This is a genomic window from Phyllobacterium sp. K27, assembly GCF_054796155.1.
On record NZ_JBTWND010000004.1, the window covers coordinates 592,594 to 612,887 of the forward strand.

The window sequence follows — 20,294 nt, forward strand, 5'->3', positions numbered from 1 at the left end:
AAACCGTCTTCATTGAATTTATCGGTTCGTGCAGATTGTACCTCGAAAGCGGCCAGCAACGGAACCGCTCAAGACGGGAGACATCACCATGAAGCTTTATTTTCATCCCCTCTCCGGCCACGCGCACCGTGCCCGGCTTTTTCTTTCTCTGGTTGGTCAAAAGTTCGAACTGATCGAAGTTGACCTCGCCAGGGGTGAACACAAAACGCCGGAATTCCTCGCGCTCAACAGCTTCGGACAGGTTCCTGTCCTTGTGGATGGCGAAACGGTGATCTCGGACTCCAACGCAATTCTGGTTTATGTCGCCAGGAAATTTGGCAAGACCGGCTGGCTTCCGGAAGATGCAGTTGGTGGGGCCAAGGTTCAGCGCTGGCTCTCCGTTGCGGCTGGACAGCTCGCCTTCGGCCCTGCTGCGGCCCGGCTGATCACTGTCTTCGGTGCAAAGTTCAATGCCGACGAAGTCATCGGACGCGCGCACGCTCTTTATACGGTTCTCGAAAAGGAACTTGCGACCGGGCAATGGCTGGCTACCGATCATGCTACGCTCGCTGACGTCGCCATTTACAGCTATACCGCCCGCGCGCCAGAGGGAAATGTCGACCTTGCGGCATATCCGAATGTCCGCTCTTGGCTGAAACGGATTGAAGCACTTCCCGGCTTCGTCGATTTCGCTAAGACACCAGTCGGCCTGGCGACCTAATCCGGACAGGGAGAGAGCCATGTCGGTCAAAGGGAAAGTTTTATATGAGCTGGCGGTGTCGCCATGGCATCAAGGTGAAAAGGAACTCCAGAACGTCGTTGGAGTTCTTGAGAAGATGGATGATATCGGGCGGCGGTTCGTCCGAACCCGCCTGATCGAGCAGCACCGGAATTTTTATCCGCAGCTGCCCTTCGTGGTTGTCGGTACCGTAGACGACAATGGTGATCCGTGGGCTACTTTTTTGGCGGGGCGGCTAGGCTTCATGAGGGCCATCGATGAACACACGCTCAACATCGCTGCTCTTCGCGATCCCAATGATCCAGCGGTTCGCGGGATGAATGATGGCGATGCAATTGGCATTCTCGGGATAGAGCTTCATACGCGACGTCGAAACCGCCTGAACGGTATCGTCAGCAATGGCACAGACACGCAAATCGATCTTCAGGTTGTGCATAGTTTCGGGAATTGCCCCCGCTATATCCAGTATCGAGATTATCAGTTTGTTCGCGATCCAGCGATCGAGTTCCATACTATGGTGGAAGTGCTCGACGGGCTCTATGAGGAAGCCAAAGACCTCATCTTGAAGGCAGATACATTCTTTGTTGCCTCTTATGCAGAGGTTGATGGCAATCGCCAAGTCGATGTATCGCATCGGGGCGGAAAACCCGGTTTCGTCCGTATCGGTCCAGATGGTCTACTTACGATTCCTGATTTTAATGGCAATCTGTTCTTCAACACGCTGGGCAACATTGTCTTGAACGGTCGCGCGGGACTGGTTTTCGCGAACTTCCACACAGGCGAAGTTTTGCAGATGAGCGGGCGAGCTGAGGTAATTCTCGATTCTCCCGAAATTGCCGCTTTTCAGGGAGCTGAGCGATTATGGAATTTCCGTCCGGAGCGTATCTTCAGGAGACGCGAAGCACTGGCGCTGCGCTGGGCCACCCGAGAGGACGGCGTAAGTCCCTTTTCGACGATGACAGGTGACTGGGACCAGACAGCCGAACGTCTGAAGGCTGCTGAGCTCGCCAAGACATGGCGGCCTTTTAAAGTAGATCGGATCGCCGATGAAAGTTCGCTCATAAAGTCCATCTATCTGTCCCCGGACGACGGGGCAGGGGTGATCCCGTACAAGGCAGGTCAGCATCTTCCTGTACGGATATCCATCGATGGACAAAGCGCCCCGGTTATCAGGACATATACCCTTTCAGTTGCGCCTTCGGACGGAACGTATCGGATCAGCGTGAAAAAGGATGGCCGCGTATCCCGGATCCTGCACCAATTGACGGTCGGATCCATCATAGAGGCCCGCGCGCCTGCGGGCAGTTTTACCATCGATCCGTTCGAGCCAAGGCCAGCCGTATTGCTGGCGGCAGGTGTCGGTATCACACCTATGTTGGCCATGCTTGGACATATTGTTTATGAAGGTCTCAGAAAACAGAGAATACGCAAAACCTGGATGATCTATTCCGCCCGCTCGAAGGCGGAGCAGGGCTTTAGTGCCGAGCTTGCCGATCTGGTGAACCAAGCCAACGGAGCAGTTCGCTTGGTTAAGGTCCTTTCCACCCCGGACGAGGCAACCCATGGTGTTGACTTCGATGAACCCGGACGCATCAATATGGCTCTTCTAAAAAAGGTTTTACCCTTTGACGATTTCGATTTCTATCTGTGCGGGCCGCCTGCGTTCATGCAGGATACCTACACCGGTTTGCGGTCCTTGAATGTGCAGGACAAACGCATTTTCGCCGAAAGTTTCGGGCCTGGATCGATTGTCAGGCGACCTGATGCCGATAAAAATGGAGGAAATGAAAGCGCGGTTCCTGCTACGGTTTCCGTCCCGGTCATTTTTACTGAATCTGCCAAGGAGGCCCGATGGCTCCCTGACAGCGGAACGCTGCTGGAACTTGCCGAGGCCCGGGGCCTGTCTCCCGAATTTAGCTGCCGGAGTGGGAGCTGCGGAACATGTGTCACAAAACTCGTCAAAGGAAGCGTAGCGTACAAAACGCCACCGGAAGCGGCAATAAGCGAAGGCGAGGTTCTGATATGCAGTGCCTATCCGGCATCTGTCGGAAACGAAGGCGCTAATGGATTACAGCTCGCACTTTGAAGGCTGCATTTCACTTGTCGATGGCGCAACCAGCTGCCTCCGGTGCTCTTACGGAGCAATGCGGTCGCCTTTCTTCGCTTTCGCCAACATACTCAAGGAGTTTATCCAATGTCCCGTCCACCACTTCCCCCTTTTAATGAACAGACAGCAATCGAGAAGGTTCGTCTTGCTGAAGACGGCTGGAACAGTCGCGATGCCGCCAAGGTCGCGCTGGCATATACGCTCGACACGAAGTGGCGAAATCGAGTGGAGTTCGCAAACGGCCGTGCGGAAGCCGAAGCCTTCCTCAATCGCAAGTGGAATCATGAGCTTGATTACCGCCTGATCAAGGAGCTGTGGGCTTTCGCCGGCAGTCGCATCGCAGTGCGTTATGCTTATGAATACCGTGACGACAGCGGCCAGTGGTTTCGTGCCTATGGAAACGAGAACTGGGATTTTGCCGAAGATGGTCTGATGCGCCACCGCCACGCAAGCATCAACGAGCATCCCATAGCAGAGTCTGAACGCAAGTTCCGCTGGCCGCTTGGAAGACGTCCGGATGATCACCCTGGCCTCAGCCATTTTGGCTTCTGACCGAGTCATGCCAGCCAAAGAAATCACCATGCCCCTCCTTGCACGTGACGAACGCTCAAGGTTGCCCATCGAGCTCGCACTGATGGCTTTCACTGGGGACGAGGCACCGTTTTGAGTAGGAGGTAAGGGCACGGCGATCCGGTCTGTGACAAGCTCGCGACGAGATTGTTTCCTGTGAGCATTCCTGTTATTTCGATTAAGTGCTACCTCGCATACTTGTACCGACCTTGTAGTTCTTGCACGATCCTTCATGATTAATCGAAGGACGAGGTGGGCGGTGGACCGGTGGCAGGCAATGCGGATATTTGTGAAAGTGGCGGAGACGGAGAGTTTTGCTGAGTCAGCGCGCCAGTTGCACATGAGTCCACCGGCAGTAACACGCGCTGTGGCCGCTCTGGAGGACATGATCGGTGCACGGCTCTTTGTTCGCACCACACGTTCAGTAAAGCTCACCGAGTCCGGAAATCGCTATCAGGATGACTGCCGACGAATTTTATCCGATATCATAGAGGCGGAGGCCGCAGCGGCGGGCTCCTATGCCAAGCCATCGGGGACGCTGGCGGTCACAGCATCGGTGCTGTTCGGCCAAATGTATGTTCTTCCAGTAATACACGAATATCTCAACAGCTACCCCGGGGTCACCGGTCGTATTCTTTTTGTGGATCGGCCGGTCAACATCATAGAAGAGGGTATCGACGTTGCAATTCGGATTGGCCACCTTCCGGATTCAGGTTTTTCCGCAACAAAAGTCGGATCCGTGCGGCGCGTCGTTTGTGGAGCCCCGACTTACTTCGAGGAACATGGTGTTCCGTCAACGCCCGCCGATCTCAAAGATCATCGCATTGTCGCTTCGACCAGCGCTTGGGCATCGCCAGAATGGCGCTTCGCCAATGATCAGCGGGTAACCGTTCATACATGGCTGCAGTCCAATACCAATGAGGCAGCGATAGCAACTGCAATTGCCGGTTCCGGTCTCACCCGCGTTCTCCATTACCAGATCGGCCCTGCGTTGCTGGAAGAGAAACTACAGATCGTACTCGCTGATCATGAGGAGGCACCACTGCCGATTCACGTCCTTCATCCAGAGGGGCGCCACGCCCCGGCAAAGGTGAGAGCTTTCGTTGATCTGGCTGTGACACGGCTTCGTGAGAATCGACTGTTGAATTAAGCGAAATCAACAGGATCGTCGTCAGCTTGATTTTCAATGGCCGCTTATGAAAGCAGCAACCGTTGGTGGGCAGCCTCACAAACGATTGCCGACAAAACTTGAGCCGTGCAGGCGCCGTATTTGCTCATACTGCTCCAGTTCACATCTTTTTAACGCAAGCAGACTGTAGAAATCATCCAAGGAGTTTTTCGACTTGCAAAGATTCTCAAAAGTTCAGTTGACATTCCAACATGGGATTACGATCTTTGCCGTTCAAAAATGCAAAGGGGAACCCAAATGAAACTTTTCAAGAATGTATGGTCCTTAGGGATAGCAGCTGTTGTTGGCCTAATGTGTTTCGCCACGGCATTGGCGGTTGCGCAAACACCAGCCTTCTTCCGTATTGGCACCGGCGGGACAGCTGGCACATACTATCCGATTGGTGGCCTTATCGCGAATGCTATTTCTGGCGCTGGTGACAAGGGAGTCCCCGGATTGGTTGCGACTGCCGTTTCATCGAACGGTTCTGTTGCAAACATCAATGCAATCCAGGGTGGAGCAATGGAGTCGGGCTTTACCCAGTCTGATGTTGCCTATTGGGCGCATAGCGGCACTGGCCTTTATGAAGGCAAGAGCAAGGTTGACGAGTTGAGATTGATCGCCACGCTCTATCCCGAAACAATCCATCTGGTTGCGCGAAAAGGTGCGGATATCAAATCGGTGGCCGATTTGAAGGGCAAGCGGGTTTCACTGGACGAGCCTGGATCAGGAACAATTGTGGACGCGCGTATTGTGCTGGGTGCATATGGAATTACCGAGAAAGACATCAAGGCCGAGTACCTGAAACCTGGTCCAGCAGGAGACCGCCTACGTGATGGCGCACTGGATGCCTATTTCTTCGTTGGCGGATATCCCACCGGAGCGATATCTGAACTGGCAACATCGAGCGGAATTTCGCTCGTGCCGATCAGTGGGCCGGAAGCGGACAAGCTCTTGTCGGAATATAGCTTCTTTGCAAAAGACACTGTTCCTGCGGGGGTCTATAAGGATGTCGCTGAGACACCGACAATCTCTGTCGCCGCACAATGGGTAACAAGCACAAAGCAGCCAGAGGAACTCGTCTACAACATTACCAAGGTAATGTGGAATGACGCTACGCGCGCATCGCTTGATGCAGGCCACGCAAAAGGAAAACTGATAACCTTGAAGAATGCAACGACTGGATTGGGCATTCCCCTTCATCCGGGTGCCGAACGCTTTTACAAGGAAGCGGGTGTTCTGAAATAGCACGAGCTTATCAGTTACCGCACGTAAGGCGATATGGCCGTACGGCCATATCCTGCAAACAGATAATGCGACGGAGCACGGATGCCTATGTCATCGGCCGAGGGACCACCTGCATCTCCAATGGAACTGGACGAGGCTAAAGCGCGAGCACTCGAAGAACAGTTTGATTCTGAAATCCGGTTTCGTCCACTTGCTCCGATCGCGGCTCGGCTCGTTGGTGGTCTTCTGGTAGCCCTGTCACTATTCCACTATTATACAGCAGGATTTGGCCTTCTTTCCGAAATGGTACACCGGGGAATCCATCTGTCCTTTGTTCTTGGTCTGGTGTTCTTGGTTTTTCCCTTTTCACGCAAAGGTTACGACAAACCGGCAAGTGCCTCATTGTGGCGACCGTTCGGTATCTCGGTACTGGATTGGCTCCTTGCAATTGGTGCGGTGGTCGCGGTTGTCCATGTTCCACTGATTCCGCTTGACGACTTGGCATTCAGAGTAGGCAATCCTACCCGGACAGACGTTATCCTCGGAGCTCTGCTTATCGTGGTTCTCCTTGAGGCCACGCGTCGGTCTGTCGGCTGGCCGCTGCCAATTATAGCGCTTCTGTTTATGACGTATGCGCTCTATGGCCCCTCGATGCCCGGTATTCTGGTACATCCGGGAGCAACGGTATCGCAGCTTGTCGATCATCTATATCTGACGACACAGGGTATTTACGGCATCGCCCTTGGCGTCGTCGCCACTTATGTCTTTCACTTCGTACTCTTTGGTGTGTTCGCAACACGTATCGGCCTCGGACAGCTTTTTCTGGATTGTGCAGCGTGGGTTGCCGGGCGCTATGCCGGTGGACCGGCAAAGGTTTCGATTTTTGGTTCGGCGCTTTTCGGGATGATTTCGGGCTCGTCCGTCGCGAACACCGTAACGGTGGGTTCGCTGACGATACCTGCAATGATACGTCTTGGATATAAACGTCATTTTGCGGCGGCTGTGGAGTCTGCCTCATCTACAGGTGGGCAGATTACGCCACCTATTATGGGCGCTGCGGCGTTCCTGATGATCGAATTCCTGAATCTACCTTACACGACGATCATTCTTGCTGCGATTGTACCCGCATTCATGCACTTCTTCGGCGTGCTCATTCAGGTGCATTTCGAGGCGAAGCGCACAGGACTGCGCGGTATGCGTGCTGACGAAATGCCGGACTTGAAAGAAGCATTCAAGCGCGACTGGCCTACGGTTATTCCACTCATCGTTCTCATAGGGATACTTCTGGCTGGATATACGCCTTATTTGGCGGCTTTCTGGGGTATAACGCTGTGTATCCTCGTGGGTCTTTTCAATCCTCGCAGGAGAATGTCGTTCGCCGAGGTGCTGGAAAGCCTGCGCGATGGTGCAAAATATGCGCTTGCCGTCGGTGCTGCCGCGGCCACGGTTGGTATCGTCGTTGGCGTGGTGACCCTGACCGGTGTCGGTTTCAAAATATCGTTCATCGTCACATCAACAGCTGCCGAAATGGCCAGTTGGTTTGGAACATTTCTCCCAACGATGATGTTTGCACCGCAATCGCTAACACTGCTCTTCTCACTAATCATGACCGGTGTTGTTTGCATTCTCATGGGATGCGGAATTCCCACCACCGCCAATTATATAATAATGGCGACCATTGCCGCGCCAACACTCGGGCTGTTGGGTGTCGAGCCGATTGTCGCTCATTTTTTCGTCTTCTACTATGGAGTGCTGGCCGACATTACACCACCCGTTGCGCTGGCAGCTTATGCGGCAGCTGGCATGGCAGGAGCAGACCCCTTCAAGACGGGGAATACAGCATTCAGACTTAGTATGGGTAAGGTATTGGTGCCCTTTGTATTCGTCTTTTCGCCATCCCTGCTGCTGGTCACTGCCAACTTTACCTGGAGCGCTTTTTTGACAGCCTTTATCGGCTGCGTGATGGGGATAACATGTCTTGGTGCTGCACTCTCCGGATTCATGCTGGTCAGAACAAAACCATGGGAGCAAGCAATGCTCATCATTGCAGCTATCCTGCTCGTGGTTCCTGAGCTGTATTCTTCCCTTATCGGTGCTCTGCTCATATTCCCCGTTATTGCAAGGCATGTCAGAGAATCGAGGCGTTTACGGCAGGCGCAAGTCTCGATCTAGAGCCTTTCTTGCTTAACTGGAACCGTTCTGGCGAAGGGGATTTGCGGAAAAGGTCCAGAGGGTTAAGCAAGACCGATGTTTATCCATCGACCTCGCCACCTTCCGCATGGATTGTCTCGCCATCCGTGAAACAGAACTGCCTTTCTGTTTAAACAAGAAAGGCTTCTGGCAGGTGCCCATGCGCATCAGAGTCAATCGAGTTGTATTTTGTCTTCTTCCCGGCTTGCAAAATAGTTGGCCAGAAGTGCTCCGGATATATTGTGCCATACGCTAAAAATGGCGCTCGGGACAGCCGCAACCGGGGAAAAATAGGTGCTGGCGAGTGCAGCGCCCAAACCACTGTTCTGCATGCCAACCTCAATGGCAATTGCCTTGCGTTTTGCCAGGGAAAGCCCGCTGGCTTTGGCGGCAGAAAATCCGAGTAGGTAACCAAGGCCGTTGTGCAGGACAACGACTGCAAAGATCATCAGGCCAGATTGAACAATGGCGCCCTTGCTCGCACCAACGACGGCCGCCACGATCAACACAATGCCGACTACACTTACGAGAGGCAATGCAGGCACCGCTGATTTGACGATGGCCGGTACAAGTTTCTGAAACAGGAAGCCCAAAGCCAATGGCAACAGAATAACTTTCAGAATGCTGATGAACATTGCTGTGGCATCTACAGGCAGGTACTGGCTGGCGAAAAGCCAAACGAGAAATGGTGTGACGATCGGCGCTGCCAATGTTGTGACGCTCGTGCAGGCAACGCTGAGTGCAACGTCCCCCTTGCTCAGATAGGTCATAACATTGCTTGACGTGCCACCAGGACAACATCCGACCAGAATGACACCGGCCGCAACCTCAGTGGACATGGGAATAATTCTGGTCAACAAAACAGCCAGCAATGGCATAATGACGAATTGGGAAAACACGCCAATAGCGACCTCGAAAGGACGCTTGCCCACTTCCTTGAAATCGTCCAGGGAAATAGTAAGACCCATGCCAAACATGATTATCCCGAGCAGGGTAACGATATAGGGTGTCAGCTGTTTGAAAATGTCGGGAAGCAGAAAGCCCAAAATGGCAAACACTATCACCCACAGCGCAAACGTCTTTCCAACGAATGCCGAAAAATTTGCAAGAATCTTCAAGTTAATCTCCCGTGGTCTGAGCCATGGCGTTTAGACCCGGAAACACGTCAAGTTCAATACTTCGAGGTCGCAATTCAAGATATTCGGGCATGATAAAAGCGGATCAGGCCAAGGTGGAGGGGCAGCTGGCAAGAATTGCCAGCCGCCGCCAAGCTCTACTTGCCCGAGGCCTGGGCTGTATAGACATAGCTGTCATAGCTGTATTCAGCCACACGGAACCATTCAAACGATTCATCGCGGAATTTCTTCCATGCCGGATAGATCTTGGCCCACGCGGGATTATTGGCGTTGTACTCCTCATAAAGTTCAAAAGTCGCTTTGTAGGCAGCATCCATCACATCGCGCGGAAGGGGACGAAGCTGAACACCCTTGCCTACAAGTGAGCGAATAGCCGTAGTGTTTTTCACATCATACAAAGCCTGCATGTTGATGTTGGCAGCTTTGCAAGCGGTGTCGAGAGCGACCTTATACGGCTCGGGAAGCGCTTCGTACTGGCTCTTATTGATGTAGAAATGGATGGTCAGTCCGCCCTCCCAGTAAGCCGGATAGTAATAATAGGGGGCGATCTGATAAAAGCCCAGACGCTCATCATCATAAGGGCCAACCCATTCGGCGGCATCAATGGTGCCACGTTCCAAAGCGGGATAGATATCTCCACCGGGAAGCTGCTGAGGCACAACGCCGAGCCGGGACATGACTTCGCCAGCCACGCCGGCAATACGCATTTTTATACCTTTGAGATCTGCGACGCTGTTGATTTCCTTGCGAAACCAACCGCCCATTTGAGCTCCGGTGCCGCCGCCAGGCTTTCCGACAACGCCATAATCTGCAAGAAACTCATCATAAAGTTCATTGCCGCCGCCATGATAGAGCCAGGCGTTCTGTTGTCTTGCGTTCAAGCCAAAGGGAATTGTCGAGCCGATCGCAAATGCCGGGTTCTTGCCTGTGAAATAGTATCCACATGTATGGGCGATCTCGACCGTGCCTCCCTTGACGGCGTCCAATGCCTGCGCACCAGGGACCAGTTCGCCTGCCTGAAAGACCTGAATTTGGAACTTGCCTTCCGTGATCTTTGACAGTGCCTCTGCCATAACAACGGCGCCGCCATAGATGGTGTCGAGATTGTTCGGGAAGCCCGAGGTCAAACGCCAGCGAAGTGTCGGTAATTCCTGTGCGGTTGCCGGAGCGGCAAGGGTCGCACCGGCTGCGGTAGCCGCACCGCCAATCGCCGTTTTGGTCAAGAAGCTTCTGCGATCAATTTTATTTGTCATGGTGTTCCTCCTGGAATTATAGATAATTTTAACAAACGCATTAGCCGCTACTGCGGAGCTTTGGCTGGTTGACCAAAGCTCGGCGTAGGCGAACCAAACGCCGGTGGTGGTGGAGCTTCTGGCGAGGGTGTCTGGGCATCAGATGCAGGTGAAGGTGCGCCAAATGGTTGAGATGGGGTTCCGAACGGATTGGCAGAGCCAGCACCAGGCATGGGCACGTTCAAATGAATACTTGCCGGATCAACTACTACTGCATTTGATTTGTAGTGCGTCACAAGTTGTGGGAACACCATCACAAGGATGACCATCGTCAACTGAATGCCGAGGAAGGGTAGTGCTCCCCAGTAAATCTGTCCTGACGTCACCGGCTGAATCGTCGTTCCTGTTACCCGGTCCTTATAGGCCCGCGTGGGTGCTACCGATCGCAGATAGAACAGCGAGAACCCGAATGGCGGATGCATGAACGAAGTCTGCATATTGATCGCTAGCATTACACCGAACCAAATGAGATCAATGCCCAATGCATCAGCAACTGGTGCCAGTAGCGGAATGATAATGAACGCCAGTTCGAAGTAATCCAGGAAGAATGCCAGGAAGAACACCAGAAGATTGGCGATTATCAGGAACCCGATAGCTCCACCGGGCACTGACGTCATTAGGTGTTCGACCCATATATGACCGTTTACACCATAGAAAGTGAGCGAGAAGACCCGTGCACCGAGCAAAATGAAGATGACGAAGGAAGAGAGCTTGGCTGTCGCGTAAAGCGCAGACGTGACCATGGGCATGTCAAGCCGTCGATTGAGTGCCGCCAGTGCCAATGCACCCACCGCTCCCATGGCTCCGCCCTCAGTTGGCGTTGCAAGGCCGATAAATATGGTGCCAAGGACGAGGAAAATCAGCACGAGCGGAGGGACAAGAGACGTGACAACTTTCTGCAACAGTTTCCAGCCGCGCAATGTTCGTGCCTCGGCAGGCAAGGCGGGAACCCTTGTCGGATGAATGAATGACAGGACAATGATGTATGCAGAATAAGCTGCGACAAGCATTAGTCCAGGCACCAACGCTCCCTTGTACATATCGCCAACAGAGCGGCCGAGCTGGTCAGCAAGAATAATCAACACAAGGCTTGGCGGAATGATTTGGGCCAATGTTCCCGACGCTGCAATAGCACCGGCAGCCACTCTGCGATCATATCCATAACGAAGCATGATGGGCAGGGAAATAAGGCCCATGGAAATAACCGAAGCAGCAACAACACCTGTCGTTGCCGCAAGGATTGCGCCTACGAAAATGACAGCAAATGCAAGTCCGCCGCGCACTGGACCGAAAAGCTGGCCAATAGTGTCCAGCAACTCTTCGGCCATACCGCTTCGCTCCAGCACAAGTCCCATGAAAGTGAAGAACGGAATCGCCAGCAAGGTTTCGTTGGACATCTGGCCGAATATGCGATCGGGAATGGCACCAAAAAGGTTGATGGGAAGGAGGCCCATTTCAATTCCGACAAAGCCAAAGAGAAAGCCGACGAAGGCGAGTGCAAAGGCAACCGGATAGCCGAGCAGGAGCACAACGATCAGTGACAGGAACATGATCGGCGCGAGGTTTTCCGCGATAATGGCAAACATAATATGGTCCCGGATTAGAGTACGGCAGCTTCGGCGTCGGCAAGTGCCACGGCGTCAGGGATATGACCGCCGAGGATTGCAATACGCTTTATGAGCTCGGAAAGTCCTTGAAGGGCGAGAAGGCCGAAGCCAGCGGGTATCAACGCCCAGACCGGCCACAGAAGTAGCCCACCGGTGTTGTTGGAGACTTCGCCGCTTGCAATTTTTGAAAGGACCACGGGCCAGGAGAGATAGATCGTAATGAGGCAAAATGGGAATAAAAAGAAAAGCGTTCCCAATATCTCTATCCAGAGTTGGGATTTTCGCTTCAGTTGCCCGTATATCAGATCGACTTTTACGTGTTCGTTATTGAGAAGCGTATAGCCTGCAGCCAGCAGGAAAACTGCCGAAAACAGATACCACTGCGCTTCCAGCCAGGCATTTGAGCTGACATTGAAGAGCTTACGGGTCGTCGCGTTGATCGCACTGATCAGAACTGCCGCAAGAAGCAGCCACGAGACTGACTTTCCAACGAATGTGTTGATCGCATCAATTGCGCGCGACACGGACAATAAAACTGACATTGGTATCCTCCCAAGCTGGACGCTCCCTCGGCGAATTCCAACTTGGCGAACTCGTATGTCGCGATCTTATTCGGGACAAGCCGTTTGAATGAGAGAATGATGGCGTCTACCCATTAGTGGGTATCCCGGTCCGGCTGGCTGACCAGCCCGTTCTCGATAGCGTAACGCGTAAGACCTGCTGTAGAGGCGATGTTGAGCTTCTTCTTGACGTTCTTGCGGTGAGTTTCAACCGTTGTGGCCGAAATTCCAAGAGCAAGCGCAATGTCGCGATTGCTGTTTCCTGCTGCAATCAACAGGAGAACATCGTGTTCGCGTGTTGTTAAAGGTAGAGTGTTTTCCGTAGTTCTGCGTTCGAGCAATGCATCGGCAACGCCAGATGAGAAGTAGGTTTTTCCATCGGCTACAGCTTCAATAGCTGAGACGATTTCGTCAGTGGAAACGTCCTTTAAAATATAACCTGAAGCACCATGCATGACCGACGTAGAGATGTATTCGCGGCTGTCATGCATGGAAAGCATTAAAATTCGCGTTTCCGGCAATTGTTCTTTGAACAATTCAATCGCCTCGATGCCGTTAATCTGCGGCATGTTGATATCCATCAACACCACGGCAGGATGCGTAGATTTTGATATCTCCAAACCCTCACGTGCCAGCCGTGCGACACCGACAACAGCGATGTGCGGGTAAGTTTCCAACAGTGCTTTCAAACCGTCCAGCACAAGAGGATGATTGTCTACAAGCAGCACCTTGATGGGGTCGGCCCGTGTCATGCTGCATCAGCCATTGGTTCGGGTTTCAGCATCGCCGATCTCGGCAACATGGCAGTAAGTGTTGTTCCCGTCGAACCGGTTTTGACAAGAAGCAAGCCGCCAAAATGTGCCATTCGCTCTTGCATATTGCGTAGTCCCAAGCCACCAAGACGTGGTGACTTATCTTTTCCTGGCGTCGGGCTGAAGCCGTTTCCATTATCTGAAATGACCATTTGTACACGTCCAGTATTGTTGGAAACGATTATGTCAACACGTGTTGCGCTGGCATGACGCTCGACATTGTTGAGCGCCTCCTGGGCAACTCGGTAGAGTGCCGTATTCGCATCAGATTTAAGCATGTTCTTATAGGCGGTTGACGAGAAATTTGCTTCAATACCTGTCCGCTCAGTGAAATTTTGAATCAGCGCCTGAAGGGCTGGTGTCAGACCAAGGTCGTCGAGAACACGCGGCCGTAAATCGTGCGAAAGTCTCCGGACTTCTTTGATGGCACCATTGAGAGCTTCCGCTCCGCGGTTGATTGCAGTTGCTGCATCGGGACTTTGACTATTGACCCGCCTGCTTGCCAGATCAATCGCATAACGTACACCGACAAGATTTTGCGAAATGCCATCGTGCAGTTCTCGAGCGAGTCTGGAACGCTCTTCTTCCTGCGCGTTGATTACCCGCTGGGTCAGCTGTTTGAGCTTGCTGTCCGCCAGTCGGCGTTCACGAAGGTTCAAAAGCATGCAAGTGGCAAAAACGATAAGCACTGCCGGCAAGGCAATGAGTGCAACTATCCAAAACGTATTGCCGATATTTTTGCGAAGATCAGCTTTGGCGGCTGCCGTTTGGGCAAAAACATCGTCCAGATATACGCCCGTGCCAACCATCCACTGCCATTTGTCGAGGCCAACTGCGAATGAAAGCTTGTCCGCCATGATTCCGGCAGAAGGCTTCTCCCATTTATATTGGTGCAAGCCACCGCCTTGTTTTGCTTTCTCAATCAGATTGGCAATCACCCGATCTCCATTGGGGTCTACCAGCTTGAGCCAGTTGTGCCCCGGACGAAATGATTGGCGCGGATGAACAACATTATTTCCATCATAATCATAGACGAAGAAATAGCCGTCCTTGCCGTAGTCCAGACCCGTGAGAATAGCGCGGACTTGCTCCTTGGCGTTTTCATCATTGGGACCAGCAGCCTGATAGATATTTTGAATTGCTGAGAGAGCCAGGTTGGTAAGATTTAGCAGTTCTGTTTTCTTTGCATCGAGCATATTTCGTTCAAACGTGTTGATACTGCTCTGTACAAGGTTAGTGGATTGCAACGTCAACAATGTCGATACCGATAATATTGCCAAGACTAGCGGAACAATTGCCAGTGCTACAATCTGATGCCTTAAGTTCAAGGTAAGTATCTCCCGGTCTAGACAGTGAACCAGATCAAATCATGATGCTTTTGTGGTGCTGAAAAACTGTAACAAACTGTCACAATTCGTAAGCCCTTGACAATCAAGACCACAACTTGGAAACCGTACCACCTATTAACGTAAATCCGCAGATCTCGGGGGCAGGTATGACGGCAGCGATAGATTTTCTCAATAACATACTTTGGGGCTATGTACTCATATACGGCCTGCTTGCGGTAGGTTTATTCTTCACTGTCCGTCTGGGTTTCGTACAGTTTGTCCACTTTCCGGAACTGTTTCGAGTCGTTGGCGCTTCTGATTCGACCGATAAATCCGGAATTACACCTTTTCAGGCCTTGACCGTCAGTCTTGCCTCTCGGGTGGGTACCGGCAATCTGGCAGGCGTAGCAGTGGCTCTTTATCTTGGAGGCCCTGGTGCGATTTTCTGGATGTGGATGGTCGCACTTGTCGGTCTGGCAACCGCATATGCCGAGAGTACACTTGCGCAGCTTTACAAGGTTCGCAATGAGGATGGACAATATCGGGGCGGGCCTGCCTTCTATATAGCGCGTGGCCTCAGCGCTCCTTGGGCTGGCGCTATTTTTTCTGTCTGTCTAATCCTTTCTTTTGGGCTTGTCTTCAACGCAGTTCAGGCAAATTCGATTGCCGATGCAATGGAGGGCGCGTTTGGATTTCCGAAGATTGCCACCGGGCTTGTTGTAGCGGCGATTTCCGGCGTCGTGATTTTTGGAGGGATCAGGCAGATTGCGAGGGTTGCGGAAATCGTGGTTCCCTTTATGGCCATCGCATATCTGCTTGTGGCGATTTTCGTTCTTATCGTAAATTACAGCCAAGTACCGAATATCATTTCAATGATTTTCTCCAGCGCATTCGGTCTTTCAGAGGCCGCTGGTGGTGTAACGGGCGGTGTTATGGCCGCTATGCTAAACGGCGTTAAGCGAGGTTTGTTTTCCAATGAGGCCGGGATGGGGTCGGCTCCCAATATTGCAGCTGTTGCCACGCCAAATCCGCATCATCCTTCCTCACAAGGGTTCGTGCAATCGTTGGGCGTCTTTATCGATACGATTTTGATATGCACGGCCACTGCAGTAATGATCTTACTGTCAGGCGTACTGGTGCCCGAATCGGGTGTAACGGGAACCCAACTCACCCAGGCGGCAATGTCCGCGCATGTCGGGTCGGTGGGCGTATACTTCATAGCTGTTGCAATTTTCTTTTTTGCCTTCACCTCCATCATTGGCAACTATTCTTACGCGGAAAATGCCATGACATTTCTCGGTCTCGGCAGCCGCAGGCCTCTGATGATATTGCGGACGATCGTTTTGCTTATGGTTGTTTGGGGCGCGTATGAAAGCGTAGCAACGGTTTTCAATGCTGCAGATGCGTCAATGGGATTGATGGCTACGATAAATCTCATCGCTATTCTCATGCTCTCGGGAACCGTAGCAAAACTGACAAAGGACTATTTCAAGCAGAAACGTGAAGGGAAGCGCCCCACGTTCCACATTGCCGACTATCCTGAACTCAAAGGGCAGATCGACCAGGAAATATGGTCTGACAGGGGCCGTTGATATTCGGCCAAAACCTAAGTTCTTGGTGAAATGCCTTTTGGTTTTGAATGCGACAGCATCAACCTAAGGATGGGTGAGGACATCCTTGGGTTGATCAGCCACTGGTCTGCTTTGGTAAGAAGCAAACGTTTATCACGCCGCCATCTCATTCAGTTCCGGTTTCCACCATGGGAAATCAATCGTCCCAATAGAAACAGGTTGGAAACGTAGTTGACTGCCAGAAAACAGAAAAGTTTTTCACAATTTCATTTATTTAAATCGATAATTCCGATATGAAGCGAGAACCTTGGATCATTCGGTATGCAAATGGATTCGAACTTTCTCGTTATAGATCCAGAAAAAGACTTGGTCGCAATCAAGGCAGTGTCCTCGCTGCCTCGGATCAAGTTGTTGAAAGAGTTGTCAAAGCAATCTGGGATGAATGTAAATGACCTCGCAAAGATGTCGGGGTTACCGCAGTCCTCGGTATCGGCGCATCTTCAGGTGCTTGAAAAGGCGGGATTGATTCGTACCGAGATGCAAAAGGCGCGCAAGGGAAATCAGAAAATCTGTTTTGCGGTGTATGATGAACTTGTCGTAACGTTTAATCCGACCAGACCCACCCTGTCGTCCGATCTCATTGAAGTCTCGATGCCACTCGGACTCTACACCAATAGTGCTGTGACGGGTCCTTGTGGAATTTGTTCCGTCCATGGAATTATTGGTCTTTTGGATGTGCCGGAGACGTTCATGGATCCAGAGCGGATGAAGACGAGCCTGCTTTGGTTTACCAGTGGTTTTGTTGAATACCAGTTTCCCAACAATGCAAAACTCCGGGGAAGCAGTATAGAAGCAATTGAAATCGTTATGGAAGTCAGCTCAGAAGTCCCGGGCACTTTGGCCAATTGGCCGTCAGATATTGTCCTGTCCATCAATGGTACGGAAATCGGCGTTTGGACCTCACCTGGTGATTATGGCGACCGCCGGGGCACTTACACACCAGACTGGTGGAAGCTCAAAGGGTCTCAATATGGAATGTTGAAGACTTGGTCGGTGGGCCTTGCAGGTACATTCGTCGATGGTCATAAGATTTCGGATATAAATACTGATGAACTCGCTTTGGATGAACACCGATCCATACGGTTGCGGGTAGAAGTCAAAGCGGAGGGCCGTCATCCGGGAGGTATCAACATCTTCGGACGCGGTTTCGGCAACTATGATCAAGATATTATTTTGCGTTTGAAAACAAAGTAGTGGGCGATTTTTCGTAGAAAATTGCAGCTCTTCTTGTGCGCTGCAGCACATTCTAGCCATTGACAATTGTAGTGGACTGCTCTGACTATATCCAAAAATACGATTAGTATCGTTTTATGTGGTTTGCAGGGAGCGACAAAGAATGAAGGCACGCGTAGCCGTCCATAGAGATTTTAAGATCAGTGACATTGATGAACGGCTCTATTCTGCCTTTATTGAACACATGGGACGCGCGATCTATGGCGGTATCTATGAACCGGGGCATCCACAGGCCGATGCTCAGGGTTTCCGCAAGGATGTGTTAAAGTTCGTTCAAGACCTGAAAATCCCAGCTATCCGCTACCCGGGCGGCAATTTTGTTTCAGCCTATCGGTGGGAAGACGGTATCGGGCCAAAGGAACAGCGCCCCGTTCGTCTGGATCTCGCCTGGCGCTCGAAAGAGACCAATCAGGTCGGCGTCAATGAGTTCGCCGATTGGGCCGGAATGGCAGGCATTGAAATGATGCTGGCCGTCAATCTTGGCTCCCGTGGACTTGAAGAGGCGCGCAATTTTCTCGAATATGTCAACTTCCCATCCGGCACATCCTGGAGTGATCTGCGCCGCTCGCATGGCAAGGATGATCCGTACAAGGTCAAGATGTGGTGCCTTGGCAATGAGATGGACGGTCCCTGGCAAATCGGTCACAAGGTCGCGACGGAGTATGGTCGTCTCGCCAATGAGACGGCCAAGGCCTTTAAGGCTTTTGACCGGGACATCGAGGCGATCGTTTGCGGTAGTTCCAATGACGGCATGGCGACCTATCCCGAATGGGAGAGGGAAGTGCTGGAAGAATGTTACGAGAACGTCGACTATATTTCACTGCACAAATATTTCGGCAACAAGAGCAAGGACACGCTGAACTATTTTGGCAAAATCGAAGAAACCGGCCGATATATACAGACCATTGCTGGCACGATTGATTATGTAAAATCCAAAAAGCGCGCCAAGAATGATGTGCATATCTGTTTTGATGAATGGAATGTCTGGTACCACATCCGCGATGAGGACAGCCACCGCTGGCGGACATGGGATTGGCCGGAAGCGCCTGCATTGCTGGAAGAAACCTACAACTTCGAGGACGCGTTGTTCGTTGCTGGTCTTCTCAATGAGTTTATTCGTCGCTCTGACCGCGTGCGCATTGCCTGCATTGCACAATTGGTGAATGTCATCGCACCAATTCGCGCCGAGAAGAATGGGCCTGCCTGGAGGCAGACAATCTATCATCCATATCGGTTTGCGTCGATTTACGGACGCGGTGAAGCACTCAATGTAGCGGTCGACGCGCCGACCTATAATTGCCATGTTGCCGATGATGTTTCCTATCTCGATGTTGCCGCAGTTTACGACCGCAACGAGGGTGTTCTGACCTTGTTCGTCGTTAACAGGCACCTGACTGAGAAAGCCGAGCTGAGCGGCAGCCTTACCGGCTTCGCCAAGCCGGTGCTGTTTGAGCACCATGCAATGGAAGGTTACGGTCTCAACGAAACGAATGGTCCGGATCGCCCGGATCACGTCATTCCCAAGCATGGCGCGGGCGTGGGTGTTGAAGACGGCAATTTGAAAGGATCTGTTGCACCGCTTTCCTATCATGTCTTTCGTCTCAAGACGAATTGAGGTGCCAGGATGGGGATCAGTTTGCATAATGTCAGAAAGAGTTTTGGAACTGTCGGCGTCGTTCACGATGTAAGCATGGAAATTCCTACGGGAGACTTTGCAGTTTTTGTAGGGCCTTCGGGATGTGGCAAGTCAACCCTTCTGCGGATGATTGCCGGACTCGAAGAAACGACTGGTGGATCGATCTTTATCGAAGGACACGATGTCACGAATGTCGAGCCGGCCAAGCGCGAAGTTGCGATGGTGTTCCAGTCCTATGCACTATATCCGCACCTGACCGTATTCGAAAATATGGCCTTTTCGCTGAGGCTGAAGAAGACCGCAAAATCTCGTGTCAATGAAATGGTGCATGAGGCGGCCCGCATCCTGCATCTTGAGGAACATTTGCAAAAACGGCCTGCCCAATTGTCAGGCGGTCAGCGCCAGCGTGTCGCTATTGGCCGAGCCATTGTCCGACAACCAAAAGTGTTTCTTTTCGATGAGCCTCTGTCCAATCTTGATGCCGAGCTGCGCGTGCAAATGCGACTCGAACTGGCCAAGCTGCATAAGCAGATCGGCGCCACGATGATATATGTCACGCACGATCAGGTTGAAGCGATGACGCTGGCCGATCGCATCTTCGTTCTGAAGAGTGGCGTGATCCAACAGGCGGGTAAGCCATTGGAGCTTTATGATAATCCCGACAACCAGTTTGTCGGCGGCTTCATTGGCTCGCCTGCCATGAACTTTTTGCCTGGCCGGATTCTTGGACGGCAAGATGGGTTGCTACGGATCGGCCTGGACGGAGCTGAAAAGGAATTACTGGCGAAGGTAACAGGAGACATTGGCGATGGCACCAGCGTCAGAGTTGGGCTTCGGCCAGAACATTTAATGCCGGTCGAGAATGGGATTTTGGCAACAGTCGAACTGGAGGAGGATCTCGGAGGCGTATCTTATGTGCATGCGCGTTTGGCCGGGGGGCAGCCAATTGTTGTTGAGACCCGCGAACGTCGTAAAAGCCTCGATGGCCAAACCATGTCACTTGGAGCATCGGCTGAAGATATCTTTGTTTTTGCACAAGACGGGCGTCGGTTACGCTGAACGCCCGTGACCAGGTTCAA

Annotated in this window: 16 protein-coding genes; 10 read left to right on the forward strand and 6 right to left on the reverse strand. The window is 52.1% G+C overall.

The window, feature by feature from the left end; translation table 11 throughout:
• Window positions 1-88 precede the first annotated feature (88 nt).
• From ACYJL1_RS24295 to ACYJL1_RS24320, 6 genes are all read left to right on the forward strand, one after another.
• On the forward strand, window positions 89-700 hold the full coding sequence (locus tag ACYJL1_RS24295; protein WP_460899660.1) for a glutathione S-transferase family protein: 612 nt from the start codon (window positions 89-91) through the stop codon (window positions 698-700).
• Window positions 701-719: 19 nt separating this feature from the next.
• Window positions 720-2,804: a 2Fe-2S iron-sulfur cluster-binding protein gene (locus ACYJL1_RS24300; protein ID WP_460899661.1), complete on the forward strand. Its 2,085-nt coding sequence runs from the start codon at window positions 720-722 to the stop codon at window positions 2,802-2,804.
• Between the two features lie 108 nt (window positions 2,805-2,912).
• The gene (locus ACYJL1_RS24305; RefSeq protein ID WP_460899662.1) at window positions 2,913-3,377 is read left to right on the forward strand and encodes a nuclear transport factor 2 family protein; all 465 of its coding nucleotides are present in this window, start codon (window positions 2,913-2,915) and stop codon (window positions 3,375-3,377) included.
• Between the two features lie 277 nt (window positions 3,378-3,654).
• Window positions 3,655-4,545, forward strand: coding sequence for a LysR family transcriptional regulator (locus ACYJL1_RS24310; RefSeq protein ID WP_460899663.1), 891 nt, complete (start codon window positions 3,655-3,657; stop codon window positions 4,543-4,545).
• A gap of 276 nt (window positions 4,546-4,821) precedes the next feature.
• A complete protein-coding gene (locus ACYJL1_RS24315) occupies window positions 4,822-5,811 on the forward strand; it encodes a TAXI family TRAP transporter solute-binding subunit (protein WP_460899664.1) in 990 nt (329 codons plus the stop codon).
• A gap of 87 nt (window positions 5,812-5,898) precedes the next feature.
• Window positions 5,899-7,962, forward strand: coding sequence for a TRAP transporter permease (locus ACYJL1_RS24320; protein ID WP_460899992.1), 2,064 nt, complete (start codon window positions 5,899-5,901; stop codon window positions 7,960-7,962).
• A 191-nt stretch (window positions 7,963-8,153) separates the two neighbouring features.
• Here the strand turns inward: ACYJL1_RS24320 and ACYJL1_RS24325 are convergent, their stop codons facing one another.
• From ACYJL1_RS24325 to mctS, 6 genes are all read right to left on the reverse strand, one after another.
• A complete protein-coding gene (locus ACYJL1_RS24325; RefSeq protein WP_460899665.1) occupies window positions 8,154-9,098 on the reverse strand; it encodes a bile acid:sodium symporter family protein in 945 nt (314 codons plus the stop codon).
• 155 nt (window positions 9,099-9,253) lie between these two features.
• Window positions 9,254-10,369 carry a TRAP transporter substrate-binding protein gene (locus tag ACYJL1_RS24330; RefSeq protein WP_460899666.1) on the reverse strand — a complete coding sequence of 372 codons (1,116 nt, stop codon included), beginning with the start codon at window positions 10,367-10,369 and terminating at the stop codon, window positions 9,254-9,256.
• 47 nt (window positions 10,370-10,416) lie between these two features.
• The gene (locus tag ACYJL1_RS24335) at window positions 10,417-11,994 is read right to left on the reverse strand and encodes a TRAP transporter large permease (protein ID WP_460899667.1); all 1,578 of its coding nucleotides are present in this window, start codon (window positions 11,992-11,994) and stop codon (window positions 10,417-10,419) included.
• Between the two features lie 14 nt (window positions 11,995-12,008).
• Window positions 12,009-12,557 (reverse strand): TRAP transporter small permease subunit, encoded by a 549-nt coding sequence (locus tag ACYJL1_RS24340; RefSeq protein WP_460899668.1) that lies wholly within the window; start codon window positions 12,555-12,557, stop codon window positions 12,009-12,011.
• 113 nt (window positions 12,558-12,670) lie between these two features.
• Window positions 12,671-13,327, reverse strand: coding sequence for a two-component system response regulator MctR (mctR, locus tag ACYJL1_RS24345; RefSeq protein ID WP_460899669.1), 657 nt, complete (start codon window positions 13,325-13,327; stop codon window positions 12,671-12,673).
• Window positions 13,324-14,715 carry a two-component system sensor histidine kinase MctS gene (gene mctS, locus ACYJL1_RS24350; protein WP_460899670.1) on the reverse strand — a complete coding sequence of 464 codons (1,392 nt, stop codon included), beginning with the start codon at window positions 14,713-14,715 and terminating at the stop codon, window positions 13,324-13,326. The genes mctR and mctS overlap by 4 nt, the downstream gene beginning before the upstream one ends.
• Before the next feature lie 167 nt (window positions 14,716-14,882).
• Between mctS and ACYJL1_RS24355 the strand changes: the two genes are divergently transcribed.
• The 4 genes from ACYJL1_RS24355 to ACYJL1_RS24370 all read left to right on the forward strand — a co-directional run bounded on the left by ACYJL1_RS24355 (window position 14,883) and on the right by ACYJL1_RS24370 (window position 20,274).
• Window positions 14,883-16,307, forward strand: a complete 1,425-nt coding sequence (locus ACYJL1_RS24355; RefSeq protein WP_460899671.1) for an alanine/glycine:cation symporter family protein — start codon at window positions 14,883-14,885, stop codon at window positions 16,305-16,307.
• Window positions 16,308-16,613: 306 nt separating this feature from the next.
• On the forward strand, window positions 16,614-17,540 hold the full coding sequence (locus ACYJL1_RS24360; RefSeq protein ID WP_460899993.1) for an ArsR/SmtB family transcription factor: 927 nt from the start codon (window positions 16,614-16,616) through the stop codon (window positions 17,538-17,540).
• Between the two features lie 142 nt (window positions 17,541-17,682).
• Window positions 17,683-19,194 carry an arabinosylfuranosidase ArfA gene (arfA, locus tag ACYJL1_RS24365; protein WP_460899672.1) on the forward strand — a complete coding sequence of 504 codons (1,512 nt, stop codon included), beginning with the start codon at window positions 17,683-17,685 and terminating at the stop codon, window positions 19,192-19,194.
• 9 nt (window positions 19,195-19,203) lie between these two features.
• Window positions 19,204-20,274: an ABC transporter ATP-binding protein gene (locus ACYJL1_RS24370; protein ID WP_460899673.1), complete on the forward strand. Its 1,071-nt coding sequence runs from the start codon at window positions 19,204-19,206 to the stop codon at window positions 20,272-20,274.
• Window positions 20,275-20,294: the final 20 nt, after the last annotated feature.